The sequence below is a fragment of the Sporosarcina sp. GTC18466 genome, from assembly GCF_055389225.1.
This window is the reverse complement of record NZ_AP044037.1, coordinates 3162321-3177545: the sequence shown is the minus strand read 5'-3', so window position 1 is coordinate 3177545 and position 15225 is coordinate 3162321. Positions and strand designations below refer to the sequence as shown.

Genomic DNA, 15225 nt, shown 5'->3' with positions numbered 1-15225 from the left:
TTATGTCCATTTATAAGGAAATCCTTGGCGAAGAGTATCATAGGCTGCATCCTGCCTTGCAGGAGAGGTACGCAATCGTTCCGGGCTCTCCCTTTCACGGAAAAGGTATGATGCGGGTGATCAAAGGCGGGCCAGCTTGGCTGTATCCACTGTTTCGCCTTGGTGTCCGCTGGAAACTTGTTTTTCCGGAACACGGGCGCAATGTCCCTTTTTCCATCCGGAATAAATACTTGATCAGCGCGCGTGGCGAGCAGCAGGTGCACTGGGAGAGGATTTTCCACTTTCCTTCTGAAAAGCGTTATTTCAATGCGCTGATGAGCAAGGATCCCGATCGCGCTGTCATCAAGGACTACCTCGGGGAACCGCCCTTGGTCTATTCGGATCTGCTCTTCTCTGTCACGGCAAGCGGCGGGCTGCGGATCGACTCGAAAGATCAGCGGTTCATCCTCGGGGGACGGGAAATTCCCCTTCCGTATTTCCTGCAAGGGCTTGCAACGGTCGTCGAGGAATATGACGATGAGAGGGATGTATACCTGATCCGGGTCCGCGTCCGCAATCCGCTGATCGGCCACGTCTTTTCATATGAAGGGGAGTTCGTAAGAGATGCGTAACTTTTTCATAGTCCACGCCGTATTGTTCATCACCATCGCACTGATCACCCCTGACCCGTGGCCAAGCTTGCTGCTGACAGCGGCCCAGATCGTATACGTGCCGACGATGCTGAAAATGCTGCTGCCATCTGACTGGTTCATGAAATGGTATCCGTTTCTAGCCGGCCCAGCTTATCTATCAGTTGCGGCTGTGCCTTTTCTGGATTCCTGGGCCTTGTGGATTCCTGCAACGGTCTATTTCCTGTTCACACTTGTGATTGCTTGGCTCGGCCTACGCCGTTTCCTGCAGCGCGGCTTTACAAATATTGAGGAGTTCGCGATCGACGCAGGCATGATGTACTTGGCAATGGGCGGCGCCTGGTATTTCGCCTATCTAATAGGCATGGACACCGGGTTTACACCATTACTCACATGGCTGACCGCCATCCATTTCCATTACTCAGCATTTTTGCTGCCGATTTTCATCGGATTTGCCGCCCGGACCAGGAAACCCGCGCGTTTCGCAGCGGTTGCGGCCATACTGCTGATTGCACCGCTTGTCACAGCTATCGGCATTACGTTTTCCCGGTACATCGAATTATTCTCGGTGCTGCTCTATATAGCAGGCCTGGCAGGAATCAACCTCATGGCTTGGAAGATCCCTCTGCAAGGAATCCAGAAATGGCTGATCCGCCTTTCTTTCGGATCGCTTGCCATCACGATCCTGTTTTCCCTTTTGTACGTACTGGGCAATAGTTTCGGGCTGCTGCGAATGACGATCGACGACATGCTGATGCTTCACGGCTTCTTGAATTGCGTCGTTTTTGCATTATGCGGTGTGATCGGCTGGGCCGTCAGTACACCCCCTCCCGTTTACCGTCCCCAGGCATTTCCAGTGAGCCGGATTCGCGGAAAACAGACTGCCGACCGGCTCGGGAAGCCTGGCAGCGGCCGCGGGCTCGTGGATGATATGGCTATATACCGTTTAGAGAAGTTGCATCCTGCCATCTCGGATTTCTATGAGAACACGACCGGGTACAGACTGTTCGCGACCGTGCGCTGGCATGCCTGGTTCAAGCCATTCGCCCATATCTATTCATTGATCAGCAGGAGGACCGAGCAGATCAATTTGCCGACTCACGGCAGACAGGTGGAAATGACGGGGGATGTTGTCATGCTCCCTGATAACCTGGATCACCGGGAACTCGTCAGGGCCTGGCTGCGGAAAGTCGATGACCGTTATGCGTTCATCGCCCTCTACTCCTATCATCATGACGCTGCCGGCACCCCGTATATGAATATCGCACTTCCGCTACCCTTTATGACGATGACCGGGATACTCGAGCTGAGGGACCTTCCGGACGGCCTTCTGTTGACAAGTGTTCGCACAGATCAAGATTCTGACGCGGGCGTATATATGAGTGGGAAGCGCGGCCATCTGTTCAAATTGCCGCTGTCTGAGCGATTTGTCGTCAAGGTGTCGGATGACGGGAGCCTTGAAGCGTCCCATCGCATGAAGATCTTCGCCATCCCCTTCTTGTCCATCAAATATCGGATCGTGAAAAAATAGAATCGGCGAGGTGCCTGGAGGGGGACAGGCACCTCGCTGATTCTTCACTTGAGCATCAGACCTTTATTCCCTTTTGAAAGGATTTTTTCGTAGTCGATATACTCGTATATATCACCTTCTATCAATTCGCTGAATGTAACCAATTCCCCGATTGTCAGATCCTCGATCGCCTTCTTTTCCGCTTCGCAATGAATGATGATTTTGCCGACGACTTCATGAGCATCCCGGAATGGCATCCCTTTCGCGACGAGGTAATCCGCTACTTCGGTCGCATTCAGGAAACCCCCTTTTATGGCGGCTTTCATATTGTCCGCATGGACGGTCATCGTCTCAACCATCCTCGCCATGATCTCCATGCAATCGAGCACCGTGTCGACCGCATCAAAAAACTGCTCCTTATCCTCCTGCATGTCTTTATTGTAGGTGAGCGGCAAACCTTTCAATGTCGTGAGGAGCGCAAAAAGCGAACCGTATACGCGTCCTGTCTTCCCTCTGATCAATTCTGCCGCATCCGGATTCTTTTTCTGAGGCATGATGCTGCTGCCTGTCGAATAGGCATCCGCCATCGTGATGAATTTGAATTCCTGGCTGCTCCAGAGAATCAATTCCTCGCTCAGGCGGCTCAGATGCATCATGATGATCGAGAAATCCGACATCAGTTCAAGCAAATAATCCCGGTCGCTCACTCCGTCAAGGAAATTATCCACCGGCTTTGCGAAGTGTAACAGCATCGTCGTTACATTCCGGTCGATCGCATGCGTCGTCCCGGCGAGCGCCCCGCAGCCGAGCGGGTTTTCGTCCAGGAGTTCAACCGCGTTCGCAATCCGGCGCTTGTCACGCTTGAACATCTGCCCGTAGGCGTCTAAATGATGGCCGAACGTCACGACCTGCGCTCTTTGCAGATGGGTGTAGCCCGGCATGATGGCATGATTCGCCTTTCCTTTTTCATGCAGTGCATCGATGAGCTCCTGCAAGCCGTCCATCACTTCAACCGATTTGTTTTTCGCATACAAGCGCATATCGACGGCGACCTGATCATTCCGGCTGCGTGCGGTATGCAGCTTCTTCCCCGTCTCGCCGATTCGCTCCGTGAGCTCCATTTCGATGAAAGAATGGATATCCTCATAGTCTCCATCCACTTGCAGAGCGCCAGTTTCAATATCGTGCAAGATGGAATCCAGTCCCGCCGCAAGCAACTCGCCCTCTTCCGGCGACAGAAGATCGCAGTGGACGAGCATCGTGACATGCGCAAGGCTTCCCGCAATATCCTCCCTGTACAGCCTGCGGTCGACTGGCAAAGATGTATTGAATTGTTCCATGATCTGATCGGCCCTGCTTGTGAAACGTCCGCCCCAAAGCTTCATAACTATCAGCTCCTATGTATAATTATTCATAAATACAGTATATAGATTCAACACAAGAGAAGCAAATGGTTCTTCCGATATTTTTCAGTTGCAAATTAGCAGTACTGGTGATATGCTAACCGGACTGACTATACGATAAATGAGGGATTGCGTTGTATACAACGATTCGGTCTGTACATGATATGAATAGATGCCAGGAGCTTTTTGACAGCCATATGTCAAGAAGCTCCTTTTTTCTTTCCTTGGGGAAAAATGAGCCGGAAGGAGATTTCTCATGACGACACATCAGACACAGCATAACCATTCGAGCGCTTCCATCGCCGCCATCTGGATCAGCTTGATGAGCAATATCGTGTTAACGGCACTTAAGATCATTGTCGGATTCTTGTTCCGGAGTCCAGTCCTTCTTGCGGACGGCTTCCATAATGCGGGCGACGTGGCAGCGTCTGCTGCGGCCCTCACTTCCATGAGGATTTCTAAACGCCCGGCAGATGAGGACCATCCGTATGGGCATGGGAAAGCGGAAGTGATCGGCTCCTGGATTGTCGCCTTCATCCTTGGGATTGCTGCCCTGTACATCGGATATGAATCGATTTCCACCTTTTTCGAAGAACCCGCCAAAGCGAGTGTCATCGCCCTGATCACCGCAGTCGTCTCGCTTGTATGGAAGTGGGTGCTGTATGGATATACGATGCGTGTCGGCAAAAGTGAGAACAGCAAAGGGCTGATTGCCACTGCGTATGACCATCTCGCGGATGTATACGCCTCGCTTGCCGCGGTTATAGGGATCGGGCTTGCGCTGATCGGGGATGCCTATGAAATCCCCTTCCTCGCATACGGCGATCCATTTGCTGGAGTTGTCGTCTCCGTGCTCGTGTTGCGGCTTGCCTATGAAATCGGAAAAGAGGCAATCGATATCCTTATGGAGAAAAACGTCAGCCATGAGCGGATCGTGGAATTTGAAGCACTGATCCGCACCTTTCCGGAAGTGAAGCGGATCGACCGCCTGCGTGCGCGGGAGCATGGCCATTATGTCCTCGTCGATATGCGCCTTGGCGTTCCTGGCAGCCTGACGATCCAGGAAGGCCACGATATCTCAAGCCATATCCGTGACTTGATATTGAAGGAACATGATGATGTAGATGAAGTGCTCGTCCACTTGAATCCATGGTATGCGGACGAAGAATAGACCCGGGATGGATCGGTAGGCTATACTAGATAGAGATAAAGGAGTGTCGAATATGCTGAAAGAAATGCTACAAGAACGCCTGTCTGCGGGTGATTCATTATTTCCGGTTGAAAAGGAATACGCAGAGAAGCACGGGCTTCTGCAATCGGGCAGGCAGCCAGCGGAAAAGGAACTAACGATTTCGGTAATTGACCGGTGCCTGAAAGAGACGGAAGAAGCGGCGGAGACAGATGCCCGGGAACTGGCAGACTCTCCCCTCTCCTATCTGAAAGGACATATGGAGGAATTCATTTATATCGATGCACCGGCGTTCGAAACCGTTCGCATGGATGGGCTTGCTCTGGAGGTCGATGATGTATTCAAGACATACACCGCCCTGTTTGGGCTCGGTGTCCAGAAAAAATGGACGGCATCCATTAAAAAATTTCTAGACCGTGCAGCGGGTGAACATCCATACAGCGCGGCATTCAGCCAAGATGGCGTCTGGGACATTAATCTTCCCCTCGACGGGCTTGAGGGCTTCTCGGAGAGCATGACGATCCAGGAAGCTGCGGAATTGACGCACCGGACCGTGTTCCAGCTGCTCGCATTCCTTGAGGCTGACGAGTGAGACAGGCTGGTGAACAGGAATTCATCTATACGTATATCAGGCATGTAGACGAACATGAAATCTGCCGGATGGAGATGCGCGCTTTTTTCGGATCCGATACGGATGGCAATGTGCTCAGAAGTGATGTCAAGGTTGATCCAAGCCGCAGTCCCTATATGAAAGAACGGCTTGCGCTCCTGTTTGAAACCGGCTCATGGGATGAAACCCTCAAAATTGCCGGATCAGTGCAGGTGGATGAAGCGTTCCGCGTGACATGCCTTAATACGATGGAGATCGGCAATACGCCCAAAATCCCGCATCCAAAACGGCGAAGGCTGGAGCGTGAAATCGGGGAGCGCATGGAGGGGGAAGCCGATCTGGTCAATCCAGTGAAGGAATTCGGCTTGCTGAAGCTTGACGGCATATGGCATTTCGGCCTGCTTGAAGTGAGTGAACCTGTCTGGGAACGCCATACAAAAAAGCCGCATATGTATTCAACCGCCCTTGGCACGCGCCTGGCGAGGACGGTCGCGAATATTGCCGCCCCCAATCCGGAAGGTGTGCGCGTCATCGATCCTTGCTGCGGCATCGGAACGGTCCTTGTGGAAGCGAGATCGATGGGCATCGACATCGTCGGCCGAGATCGCAACCCGCTTGTCTGCAAGGGGTCACGCAAGAATCTCGCCCATTTCGGCTACCACTGCGATGTGGTCCTCGGACCGATCGCTGAGATCACGGATACATATGATGCCGCCATCATTGACATGCCCTACAATTTGTTCACGCATATCACGGATGATGAACAACAGGATATTTTGACGGCAGCCCGCCGGATCACCGACCGCCTCGTCGTCGTATCGATCACCCCTGTCGACGATCAGCTCGCGCAAGCCGGATTCCGTATTGTCGACCGGGCCGTCGCACGGAAAGGGACATTTGAGCGCCATGTATTGCTATGTGAATGAGAAAAGCCATTCTCCGGGATACCGGGAATGGCTTTTTGGCTGCTTTCGGAACTAAATGCAGAGAGCTGATTGATTGCGTCGTTCTAGAAATTGCTCGATTTTCAGCAGATGTTGCTTTGTTTGGCGAGTGATTGCTTACTTTTTGCTGGGCATTGCTTCTTTCGGCAGGTCGGTAGCTTATTTTTTGCTAGGTGTTGCTTACTTCGGCTGCATGATTGCTTCCTTCCTAGGACGGCGCGGCTTATTGCGGCCGCGTGACTGGTCTTCGGACGGCGCGGCTTCTTGCGGGCCCGCGACTGCTTCTTCGGCGGGCATTGCTTCATTACGCCGCCTGATTGCTTGTTTCCTGATGCTCATTGCTTCTTTCTACTGCCCGGTTGCTTACTTTCGTCGCTTCCTTGCTCACTTTCGCCGCCTTGTTGCTTCATATGGCTGCATGATTGCTTCTTCGGGCGGCACTGCTTCGGGCGGCTGTACGATTGCTTCACTGGTCGTCATTGCTTCGTTTTGCTGCATGGTTGCTTACTCCAGCTGCTTATTGCTTACTTTCGTCGCCTTGTTGCTTACTTCGGCTGCCCCTTGCTTACTTTCGCCGCCTTGTTGCTTACTTCGGCTGCCCCTTGCTTACTTTCGCCGCCTTGTTGCTTCATATGGCTGCATGATTGCTTCTTCGGGCGGCGCTGCTTCAGGCATCTGCACGATTGCTTCTTCCGGTGAACATAGCTTCGTTTGTCTGCCTGGTTGCTTACTTCAGCTGCTCATTGCTTCTTTCTACTGCCCGGTTGCTTACTTTCGTCGCTTCCTTGCTCACTTCCACCGCCATGTTGCTTCATACGGCTGCATGATTGCTTCTTCGGGCGGCGCTGCTTCAGGCATCTGCACGATTGCTTCTTCCGGTGGCCATTGCTTCGTTTTGCTGCATGATTGCTTACTCCAGCTGCTCCTTGCTTACTATTGTCGCCTTGTTGCTACCTTCAGCTGCTTCTTGCTTACTTTCATTGCCATGTTGCTTCATACAGCCCCATGATTGCTTCATTGGCACACATTGCTCTCCATCCGCCCGCTCTCTTGCTTTTTTCCATCGTGTAATTGCTCGCTTCCACTACTTGCTTACTTCTCGGCACGCATTGCTCCATCCGGCTGCACGTTTCACAAGCATGAAAAAGGCCGCGCGCTGAAAGCGGCGGCCTTGCATGTTATTCGGAAATCTTGACCGTATAGTCCGCGAGGAGGCGAGCGCCGTAGCCAGTCGCAGATTTTGCGTAGTAGCCGGCTGCAGCGGATTTGTCCATCATGCCCGCCATGTCGACATGGAGCCATTTGCTGTTCTCCGGCACGAAGCGGCGGAGGAACAGGCCAGCCGTAATCGAGCCGGCGAAGCCGAGTGTGCTGATGTTGTTCATGTCTGCATAATCGCTTGCGAGTGATTTGTCATACGCATCGATAAGCGGCATCGGCCAGACGAAGTCGCCGTTCTGTTCACCAATTTCTTTCATGACGCGGGATAGTTCTTCGTCTCCGAATACTCCGCCGATCCCTGTGCCGAGCGCGTTGACGATGGCTCCAGTTAGCGTCGCGATATCGACGATGTACTCGGCATCAAGTTCACCTGCGCGGATCAGACCATCCGCTAAAATCAGGCGGCCTTCCGCATCCGTATTGCCGACTTGTACTGTTTTGCCGTTTTTGTATTCGATGACTTCACCCGGATAGACAGCCGTATTGTCCGGTGCGTTTTCAACGATCGGAATGAGTGCGACTACATTGACCGCCGCTTTGGATTCGACAAGAAGCTGCATTGCGCCTGCGACTGCAGCGGAGCCGCCCATATCCATCCGCATATCGCTCAGATCGCGGCCGCTTTTCAGGCTGATGCCGCCGGTGTCAAATGTGACGCCCTTACCGACAAGCGCAACAAGCGGCTTGGAAGTGTCGCCCTGGTACGAGATTTCCACAAAGGACGGGCTGTATTTGCTGCCGCGGCAAACCGTGAGGACGCCATTCATCTTCATCTCTTCCAACTGTTCTTTATAGTAGACTTTCACGTCAGCAGCTGTTCCTGCAAACTTCTCCTTCAATACTTCAGGATATGTCTCCGGGTTCAGTTCGCTGGACAGTTCATTCATCAGGTCACGGGAGAATGCCATCGCCGCTGCACGGATTTTACCGCTCTGTACGGCAGCATCTTCACCTTTGATGTTCAATTCTGTCGTGCCCTGTTCGTTTTCGGATTTGTACTTGCTGAATTGGTATCCTCCAAGGTCCCAGCCTTCCGCAAATGCTTCTGCTGCCTTGCTCGTGTCGACGGAAGCAAATGCTTCACCAAGTAAAGCACTGTCCAGTTCCGCGCTTTCAATCTTTTGGGAGCCGAGGTCTCTCGCAATATTTCCGGCAGCCGCCCGTACATCCTCAAGCGTCGCCTTTCCTTCTTTACCTTTTTTCAAGACGATGTATTGCTCGTCGTCGATCAGAAGAGAGCAATGTCCGCCTTTCTGACTGGACACAAATTGTTTTCTCGCTTCGCTGTTTTGAATTAATCCATCGTTCTCAAAAATGATTTTCACTGACATTCCAATTCCCCCAACTCTATTATTTCGAATCTAGAAATAGTTTATCATACTGCTGCCGAATTGGAAGTATTATTTCTTTTCTGCAAGCACTAAAAAGAAAGTCGCGAATGGGCCGAGCAGCAAAGAAAGCAGAAACCAGTTCAAGCCGCTCCGGTTCTTGCCTTGCGCAAGTCCCGCATTGATGAGTGCGAGGGTTCCCCACCCTACGAAATATTGTCCTTCCATGCCATCTCCTCCGTTCTATCTACATTTACGTCCTAAACAGCCATTTGGTTTCAACATTTCAGTACCTTGCATAGGATAATACCGTGTGATATAGTATTCATAACGCAGTACTGTTCAATGAATAATAGCGAAAGGAGCCTGACTATGAATATCCAATTCAAGAAAGGCGTGCTGAACTTATGCGTCCTCGTTCTGCTCGACAAACAAGACCGGTACGGATATGAACTTGTACAGAAGATTTCAGACCAGATCTCGATTTCAGAGGGATCTGTGTATCCCCTTCTGAGACGATTGACGAAAGAGGGATATTTTACAACTTATTTGCAGGAGTCGAATGAAGGGCCGCCCCGAAAATATTACCGGCTTACAGACCTTGGCAGAGCATATTTGGCTGAGCAGCTGGCCGAGTGGCGCGCATTCTCAAACGGAGTCAATACATTGATAGAGGAAGGTGCAGAGGATGAATGAAAATCGTTTTATCGCAGAATTGGAGCAAGCGCTTGAAAGGCTGCCTCTAGATGAAAAGCAGGATATCCTGCTCGATATCCGTGAGTTTTTCCAAAATGGACGTGAAGACGGAAAATCGGACGAGGAAATAGCGGCTTCTCTCGGAGAACCTGCCAAAATCGCAGCAGAGCTTCTGGATGCGTATCCAGCGGAAGAAAAGCAGGCGAAATCATCCGGTTCCTCTTCCGATCAGTTGCAGCGATTCACGATAGAAGACAACAGTTATACAAAAGTGGACATTGACGCAAAGAACGGGTCACTCATTTTGCTTCCCTCTTCTGACAATGTTACAAGGGTCGAGCTGTCCGGTCCGGCGGAAAAATTGGAGCTGACAGCGGAAACAATCGGAGATACGCTGACAATCCGGCTGAAGCACAAATTTCAGTGGTCTTCTCTCTTTACTTTCAATATAAAGGCGGTGGCGCTGCGCGTGTTCATTCCTAAAAAAGTATACCAGGCAATCGAACTCCGTACTGACAATGGACGCATCCAGGGACAGAAAATGCTGGCGAAATCATTTAGTAGCAAAACGGATAACGGGCGGATTGAGCTGTCCGAAATTGCCTCTGACAGCATGGCGGCGAAATCGGATAACGGACGGATCGAACTGGAGAAAGTTCAGACGGGCCGCTTGAAGGCAGAAACAGACAATGGCAGGATCACTTTGCGCTACGTGGAGGCGGATACCATTTATGCGGAATCTGATAATGGCCGCCTGCAATTCGAGGAGACGATGGCATCTCTCATGAAGGCGGTCACTGACAATGGACGCATCCTCCTGTCTACAGAGAACCTTGACAGGGAAATCGATTTTGAAACGGATAACGGGACAATAGAAATTACGACGAAAGAAATGCCGAAGAATGCCCAAATCCTAGCGAAGACGGGTCACGGCAGGATCAATGTATATGGAGAGCGGAACAGCCGTACGACATTCGGGCCGGGAGAACATACTGTGAAAGTGAAGACAGATAACGGACGGATCATCATCCGCTGAAAAAGGGGCTGCCGGATTCGGCACGCCCCTTCAGCTATTAACAGAATTCATCACTTTTGCGTCTTTCAAGTTCTCATAATTTGTTTCGCCGACCCGCTTCTTGATCTCCTCTTCGGACAGTGGCGGCGGTAATTGGTCTTCCGGGATGATTGGCTCTTCCGCGTAAAGCTCCATATTTTCATTTGCGGCATTTACAGCATTGATCTCCCTGCCGTACCGCTCGGATTCCTCAACGGACATCTTCGATTTGTTTTCATCCATTTCGGCATGCCTCCATTCTTTTACCTAGCTTTACCCTTCTTGAATGAGGGTCAAACCAATGAATATGATATAGTTATCCATACAACGAAACTATACAGGTGGTGACATGGTGCCGACGATATATATTGATGCAGATGGCTGTCCGGTCGTTAATGAGACAGTGAAAATCGCCAAGCAGTTTAAAATGGGGTGTGTCCTCATCTGTGATACGGCGCACGAAATGCAGCGGGATGGCGCAGAAACAGTCATCGTTTCAAAAGGAGCCGATGCAGTCGATTTTGTGCTTGTGAACCGAATGCAGGCAGGCGATGTCGTCATCACGCAGGATTACGGGCTGGCCGCAATGGCACTCGCCCGGAAAGGGCATCCGCTCGACCAGAACGGCAGGCTCTATACAGATGACAATATTGACCAGCTTTTGCTCGCACGGCATACCGCTAAAAAAATCCGGATGGCGGGCGGCCGCCTGAAAGGGCCGAAGAAAAGGTCTAAAGAGAATGATGAAAGATTCATATCAGCCCTCCGTGACCTATGCAGGAGACTGACTGAAACGTGAGCGATCAGCAAAAACAGGCGCTTCCTGCTGAAGCGCCTGTTTTGCCGTTTTCATAGTTTGTCCAGATTGACCATATAATTAATCGAGTCTCATGGAGTGATTTGGAATACGAGCACATCGGCATCCGTCAATGCCCGGAGGCTATGTCTTTCCTTCGGTTGCATATGAAGGATATTCGACGAGGTCACGATAGTTTCGGTCCCTTCCACCGTAAACAGCACCTCTCCGCTTCTCACCACGATGATCACTTCCCTTGCAGAATCATGTTCAGCAACTTCTTCGCCTTGGGACAGCTGGATATTCAACAAGTTCACATTCGCAAGTTTCATCACATTTCCGATTTGCCGGTTCGTCTCATCCAGTCTCCATGGTGTATCATGTATCTCCACTATACATCCCTCCCGTTGTTACAGCTATTGTACATGATATTCCGCTGCCATTCATATCTCCGGCTTCCATGTTTAGCAAGCGAGCTTTGAAGGGAAGACATAAAGAATGAGTACTAAATAAATCCGTTGGAGGTAACACATGCCGAAAATTCAATCTGTCAGCACGTTCCTGCCGCCTCATGAAGTGAAGCAAGAGGAGGCCGCAGCACTGACCCGCTCTTTATTCAGCGAGAAGTTCCGGGATATCGAGCGGCTCCTGCGTGTATTTGAAAACGGGGATATCGAGCAGCGCAATGTGTGCATGCCGCTCGATTGGTATGGGAAACATCATGATTTCGAGGAACGGAACCAGTTATATATTGAGCATGCGATCGAATTTGGCATCCAAGCGGTAGAGCGCTGCCTGGCGGCGGAAGGCATGCTTGATTCTCCGGTTGATGCGGAGCAGATCGACGCCATCATTTTCATATCGAGCACCGGCATCTCGACGCCAAGCATCGAGGCCCGGATCATGAACCGGCTGCCATTCAGGGATGATGTGAAGCGGATTCCCGTTTGGGGGCTTGGCTGCGCTGGAGGCGCTTCCGGACTGAGCCGGGCATATGATTATTGCCTCGCACATCCTGAAGCGAATGTGCTCGTCCTGTCCCTTGAGCTTTGCAGCCTGACATTCCAGAAAGACGATTATTCAAAGAGCAATCTTGTCGGCGTCTCCCTGTTTTCAGATGGCGTCGCTTGTGCGCTCGTATCAGGGGACCGCTCCTCCATCCGTTCATCCATCCCGAAGCCGTCCATCCTGGCGACCACATCCAAGCTGATGCCGGATTCGGAAGATGTCATGGGATGGGATATCCGCAACAACGGACTCTATGTCGTCTTTTCAAAGAGTATTCCGTCCATCATCACGGAATGGCTCGGCCCGTTTGTCCATCAGTTCCTGGAGACACAGGATCTCTCCATCCAGGACATCGAGCATTTCGTCGCTCATCCGGGCGGCAAGAAAGTGCTCCGCGCCTATGAGGAAGCTCTTCATTTCGACTCTTCGAAAACCGAGATTTCACGGGATGTCCTGCGGATGAATGGCAATATGTCATCACCTACTGTCCTGTATGTCCTGAAAGAATATATGGAGAAGGGCCCAGCCGCAGGCGACTATGGGCTGATGGCGGCGCTTGGCCCCGGATTCAGCGGTGAGCTTCTCCTGCTCCAGTGGGATTGAGGTGACCGGCATTGCTATTTTTTGTCGTCATCGGAATTGTTATTATCCAGAGGCTCGTCGAACTGCTCGTCGCGCGGCGCAATGAAAAATGGATGAAAAGCCAAGGAGCAATCGAAGCGGGCGCTTCCCATTACCGGTACATGGTATCGATGCATATCGCATTTTTTGTCTCGCTGCTTGCAGAAGTGCTCTTTTTCGACTTGCCCCTTTCACCGATCTGGCCTTTATGGCTTGGCATCTTCCTGCTCATGCAAATGATGCGCATCTGGTGTCTGTCGTCCCTCGGGAAGTATTGGAACACGAAGATCATTGTCCTGCCTGGAGCGAAAGTTGTCCGCAGAGGGCCTTACCGCTGGATCCGCCATCCGAATTACGTCATCGTGGCGACCGAGCTGCTCGTGCTTCCGCTCATCTTTAATGCCTGGTTCACGGCCGCCTTATTTTCCCTTCTTAACATCTGGATGATGTCTGTCCGGATACCGGAAGAGGAGCGGGCTCTTAAGGAAGTGACCGATTACCGGGAAGAATTCGGTCTGAAATGAAAAAGACGAAAGGACAATCGCTGTCCATTCGTCTTTTTTCATATGCGGGTTAATGTTTTCCCCAGGAATCCAAAGAGCACCGTTAACACCGGCGACAGCAGGCAAAAGAAGGCGAACGGCAGATAATCGAGCACCGGGACGCCGAGTGCACCGGCGATGAAGATGCCGCAGACGCTCCACGGCACAAGCGGATTGACGACCGTTCCGGCATCTTCCATGACGCGGCTCAAGTTTTTGCTGGCAAGCCCCACTTTTTCGTACTGCGGCCTGAAGGCTTGGCCCGTCAGAAGGATGGATAAGTATTGCTCCCCGATCAGCACATTGATGCCGATGGCGGTAAGTGCGGTCGCTGCGATGACTGAATGCGCCTTCTGCAAAAGACCGCTGACGAACTCGAGCAGCCGCTGGACGATGCCGAGCGTGAACAGCATTCCACCCATGGAAAGAGCGAGCAGGACAAGGCTGATGGTGAACATCATGCTGTCCATCCCGCCGCGGGATAACAGCGCATCGACGTCTGCAATTCCCGTCTCGGATGTAAACCCGGCAAACAGGATAGTGAACACGTCATTCACCGAATACGTGTGATGCAAATAGGACAGCAGGATGGCGGCAATCGAACTGATGGCGAGTGTCATCATCGCAGGCACTTTCATCATAGTCAGGACGAACAATACGGCGAGCGGGATGAGCGTATACCAATGGATCATCCCCGTCTCCAGCAGTCCGGCCTTAAACAGCTGGATCTTGTCAAAGCCTGCCGGTTCCGCTTCGGGCGACAGGATTGCAAACCCGATGAATGACAGGACGAATGCCGGCACGGTCGTCCACGCCATGTTCCGGATGTGCTCGAACAAGTCGACACCGACGATGGAAGAAGCAAGGTTGGTCGTATCGCTGAGCGGCGACATCTTATCGCCGAAAAACGCCCCCGAAACGATGGCGCCCGCCGTGATGGCGAGCGACAGGTCCATCACTTGCGCCATGCCGATGAACGCGACCCCGACAGTCGCCACAGTCGTCAAGGAACTACCGATCGAGATGCCGATCACCGAGGTGACCACAAAGACGATCGCGAAGAAAAATGCCGGTGTCACAAGCTGGAACCCTGCATAGATGAGGGTCGGAATCGTGCCGCCCATCATCCAGCTGCTGACGAGGAGCCCGATGAAGAAGAATAGGAATACGGCGCTCATGCCGGCTCCCGCCCCTTCGACCAGGCCTTTCTCCAGTTTCCGGTATGGAATCCTCCGGACTAGTCCGTAGCCGAACAGAAGCAGAATGGAGATCAGGATCGGGACGTGCGGAACGGCATCGAATTTGATGATGCTCAGGCAGATGATCAGAATGATGCCCGCCACTAGCAGAATGGATTCGGCTAGATTCGGTTTGTGGATCGCTTTAATCTGAAACATAAATGGTTCCCCCTCAGGCATGATGGACTTTCGGGATGCAAAAAACCCCTTGCATCCCTTGGACAAGGGACGAAGGAGTTCTCCGCGGTACCACCCTAGTTGACGGTGCTATGAACACCATCCGCTTTCACGTGCCAGGAACAGCCAGACGGTGTAGTTCATCCTGCCCCTGCCTGGATTTCCACCTGCCATCCAGTCTCTGTGTGCTGCCCAGGGCAAAACTATGCGTGCCGTCTTCCTAGCCTTATGTATGTTTTGTTAAGAATCTTATCATGTT

The 15225-nt window shown here is 51.9% G+C and carries 17 protein-coding genes; 11 read left to right on the top strand and 6 right to left on the bottom strand.

What is annotated here, in order from left to right; translation table 11 throughout:
- Positions 1–2 precede the first annotated feature (2 nt).
- Together ACZ5FK_RS16020 and ACZ5FK_RS16015 are read left to right on the top strand one after the other, a co-directional pair.
- On the top strand, positions 3–611 hold the full coding sequence (locus ACZ5FK_RS16020; protein ID WP_464805834.1) for a DUF4166 domain-containing protein: 609 nt from the start codon (positions 3–5) through the stop codon (positions 609–611).
- Positions 604–2160: a YndJ family protein gene (locus ACZ5FK_RS16015; RefSeq protein WP_464805833.1), complete on the top strand. Its 1557-nt coding sequence runs from the start codon at positions 604–606 to the stop codon at positions 2158–2160. Before ACZ5FK_RS16020 ends, ACZ5FK_RS16015 begins: the two co-directional genes overlap by 8 nt.
- 44 nt (positions 2161–2204) lie before the next feature.
- On the opposite strand, the gene argH is transcribed toward ACZ5FK_RS16015, so the two are convergent.
- Positions 2205–3524 (bottom strand): argininosuccinate lyase, encoded by a 1320-nt coding sequence (argH, locus tag ACZ5FK_RS16010; protein ID WP_464805832.1) that lies wholly within the window; start codon positions 3522–3524, stop codon positions 2205–2207.
- A gap of 274 nt (positions 3525–3798) precedes the next feature.
- Between argH and ACZ5FK_RS16005 the strand changes: the two genes are divergently transcribed.
- From ACZ5FK_RS16005 to ACZ5FK_RS15990, 4 genes are all read left to right on the top strand, one after another.
- Positions 3799–4713, top strand: coding sequence for a cation diffusion facilitator family transporter (locus tag ACZ5FK_RS16005; RefSeq protein ID WP_464805831.1), 915 nt, complete (start codon positions 3799–3801; stop codon positions 4711–4713).
- A gap of 52 nt (positions 4714–4765) precedes the next feature.
- Positions 4766–5323 (top strand): hypothetical protein, encoded by a 558-nt coding sequence (locus ACZ5FK_RS16000; protein ID WP_464805830.1) that lies wholly within the window; start codon positions 4766–4768, stop codon positions 5321–5323.
- The gene (locus ACZ5FK_RS15995) at positions 5320–6267 is read left to right on the top strand and encodes a TRM11 family SAM-dependent methyltransferase (protein ID WP_464805829.1); all 948 of its coding nucleotides are present in this window, start codon (positions 5320–5322) and stop codon (positions 6265–6267) included. The genes ACZ5FK_RS16000 and ACZ5FK_RS15995 overlap by 4 nt, the downstream gene beginning before the upstream one ends.
- A gap of 73 nt (positions 6268–6340) precedes the next feature.
- Positions 6341–7294, top strand: coding sequence for a hypothetical protein (locus tag ACZ5FK_RS15990; RefSeq protein WP_464805828.1), 954 nt, complete (start codon positions 6341–6343; stop codon positions 7292–7294).
- 169 nt (positions 7295–7463) lie between these two features.
- Here ACZ5FK_RS15990 and ACZ5FK_RS15985 read toward each other — a convergent pair whose 3' ends face one another.
- Together ACZ5FK_RS15985 and ACZ5FK_RS15980 are read right to left on the bottom strand one after the other, a co-directional pair.
- Complete coding sequence (locus ACZ5FK_RS15985) at positions 7464–8837, bottom strand: leucyl aminopeptidase family protein (protein ID WP_464805827.1); 1374 nt, start codon at positions 8835–8837, stop codon at positions 7464–7466.
- Positions 8838–8906: 69 nt separating this feature from the next.
- On the bottom strand, positions 8907–9062 hold the full coding sequence (locus ACZ5FK_RS15980) for a hypothetical protein (protein ID WP_464805826.1): 156 nt from the start codon (positions 9060–9062) through the stop codon (positions 8907–8909).
- Positions 9063–9206: 144 nt separating this feature from the next.
- Between ACZ5FK_RS15980 and ACZ5FK_RS15975 the strand changes: the two genes are divergently transcribed.
- Positions 9207–9530, top strand: a complete 324-nt coding sequence (locus ACZ5FK_RS15975; RefSeq protein ID WP_464805825.1) for a PadR family transcriptional regulator — start codon at positions 9207–9209, stop codon at positions 9528–9530.
- Positions 9523–10566, top strand: a complete 1044-nt coding sequence (locus ACZ5FK_RS15970; RefSeq protein WP_464805824.1) for a DUF4097 family beta strand repeat-containing protein — start codon at positions 9523–9525, stop codon at positions 10564–10566. The genes ACZ5FK_RS15975 and ACZ5FK_RS15970 overlap by 8 nt, the downstream gene beginning before the upstream one ends.
- 30 nt (positions 10567–10596) lie before the next feature.
- Here the strand turns inward: ACZ5FK_RS15970 and ACZ5FK_RS15965 are convergent, their stop codons facing one another.
- Entirely contained in the window at positions 10597–10827 is a 231-nt protein-coding gene (locus ACZ5FK_RS15965; protein WP_464805823.1) for a hypothetical protein, read from the bottom strand.
- Between the two features lie 109 nt (positions 10828–10936).
- Here ACZ5FK_RS15965 and ACZ5FK_RS15960 point away from each other — a divergent pair, with 109 nt between their 5' ends.
- Positions 10937–11383 carry a YaiI/YqxD family protein gene (locus tag ACZ5FK_RS15960; RefSeq protein ID WP_464805822.1) on the top strand — a complete coding sequence of 149 codons (447 nt, stop codon included), beginning with the start codon at positions 10937–10939 and terminating at the stop codon, positions 11381–11383.
- Positions 11384–11472: 89 nt separating this feature from the next.
- Here the strand turns inward: ACZ5FK_RS15960 and ACZ5FK_RS15955 are convergent, their stop codons facing one another.
- Positions 11473–11772: a cupin domain-containing protein gene (locus ACZ5FK_RS15955; RefSeq protein WP_464805821.1), complete on the bottom strand. Its 300-nt coding sequence runs from the start codon at positions 11770–11772 to the stop codon at positions 11473–11475.
- Positions 11773–11911: 139 nt separating this feature from the next.
- On the opposite strand from ACZ5FK_RS15955, the gene ACZ5FK_RS15950 reads away from it, so the two are divergent.
- Positions 11912–12991: a type III polyketide synthase gene (locus ACZ5FK_RS15950; RefSeq protein ID WP_464805820.1), complete on the top strand. Its 1080-nt coding sequence runs from the start codon at positions 11912–11914 to the stop codon at positions 12989–12991.
- An 11-nt stretch (positions 12992–13002) separates the two neighbouring features.
- Positions 13003–13533: an isoprenylcysteine carboxyl methyltransferase family protein gene (locus ACZ5FK_RS15945; protein ID WP_464805819.1), complete on the top strand. Its 531-nt coding sequence runs from the start codon at positions 13003–13005 to the stop codon at positions 13531–13533.
- A 38-nt stretch (positions 13534–13571) separates the two neighbouring features.
- Here the strand turns inward: ACZ5FK_RS15945 and nhaC are convergent, their stop codons facing one another.
- On the bottom strand, positions 13572–14948 hold the full coding sequence (gene nhaC, locus ACZ5FK_RS15940; protein WP_464805818.1) for a Na+/H+ antiporter NhaC: 1377 nt from the start codon (positions 14946–14948) through the stop codon (positions 13572–13574).
- Between the last annotated feature and the right edge of the window lie 277 nt (positions 14949–15225).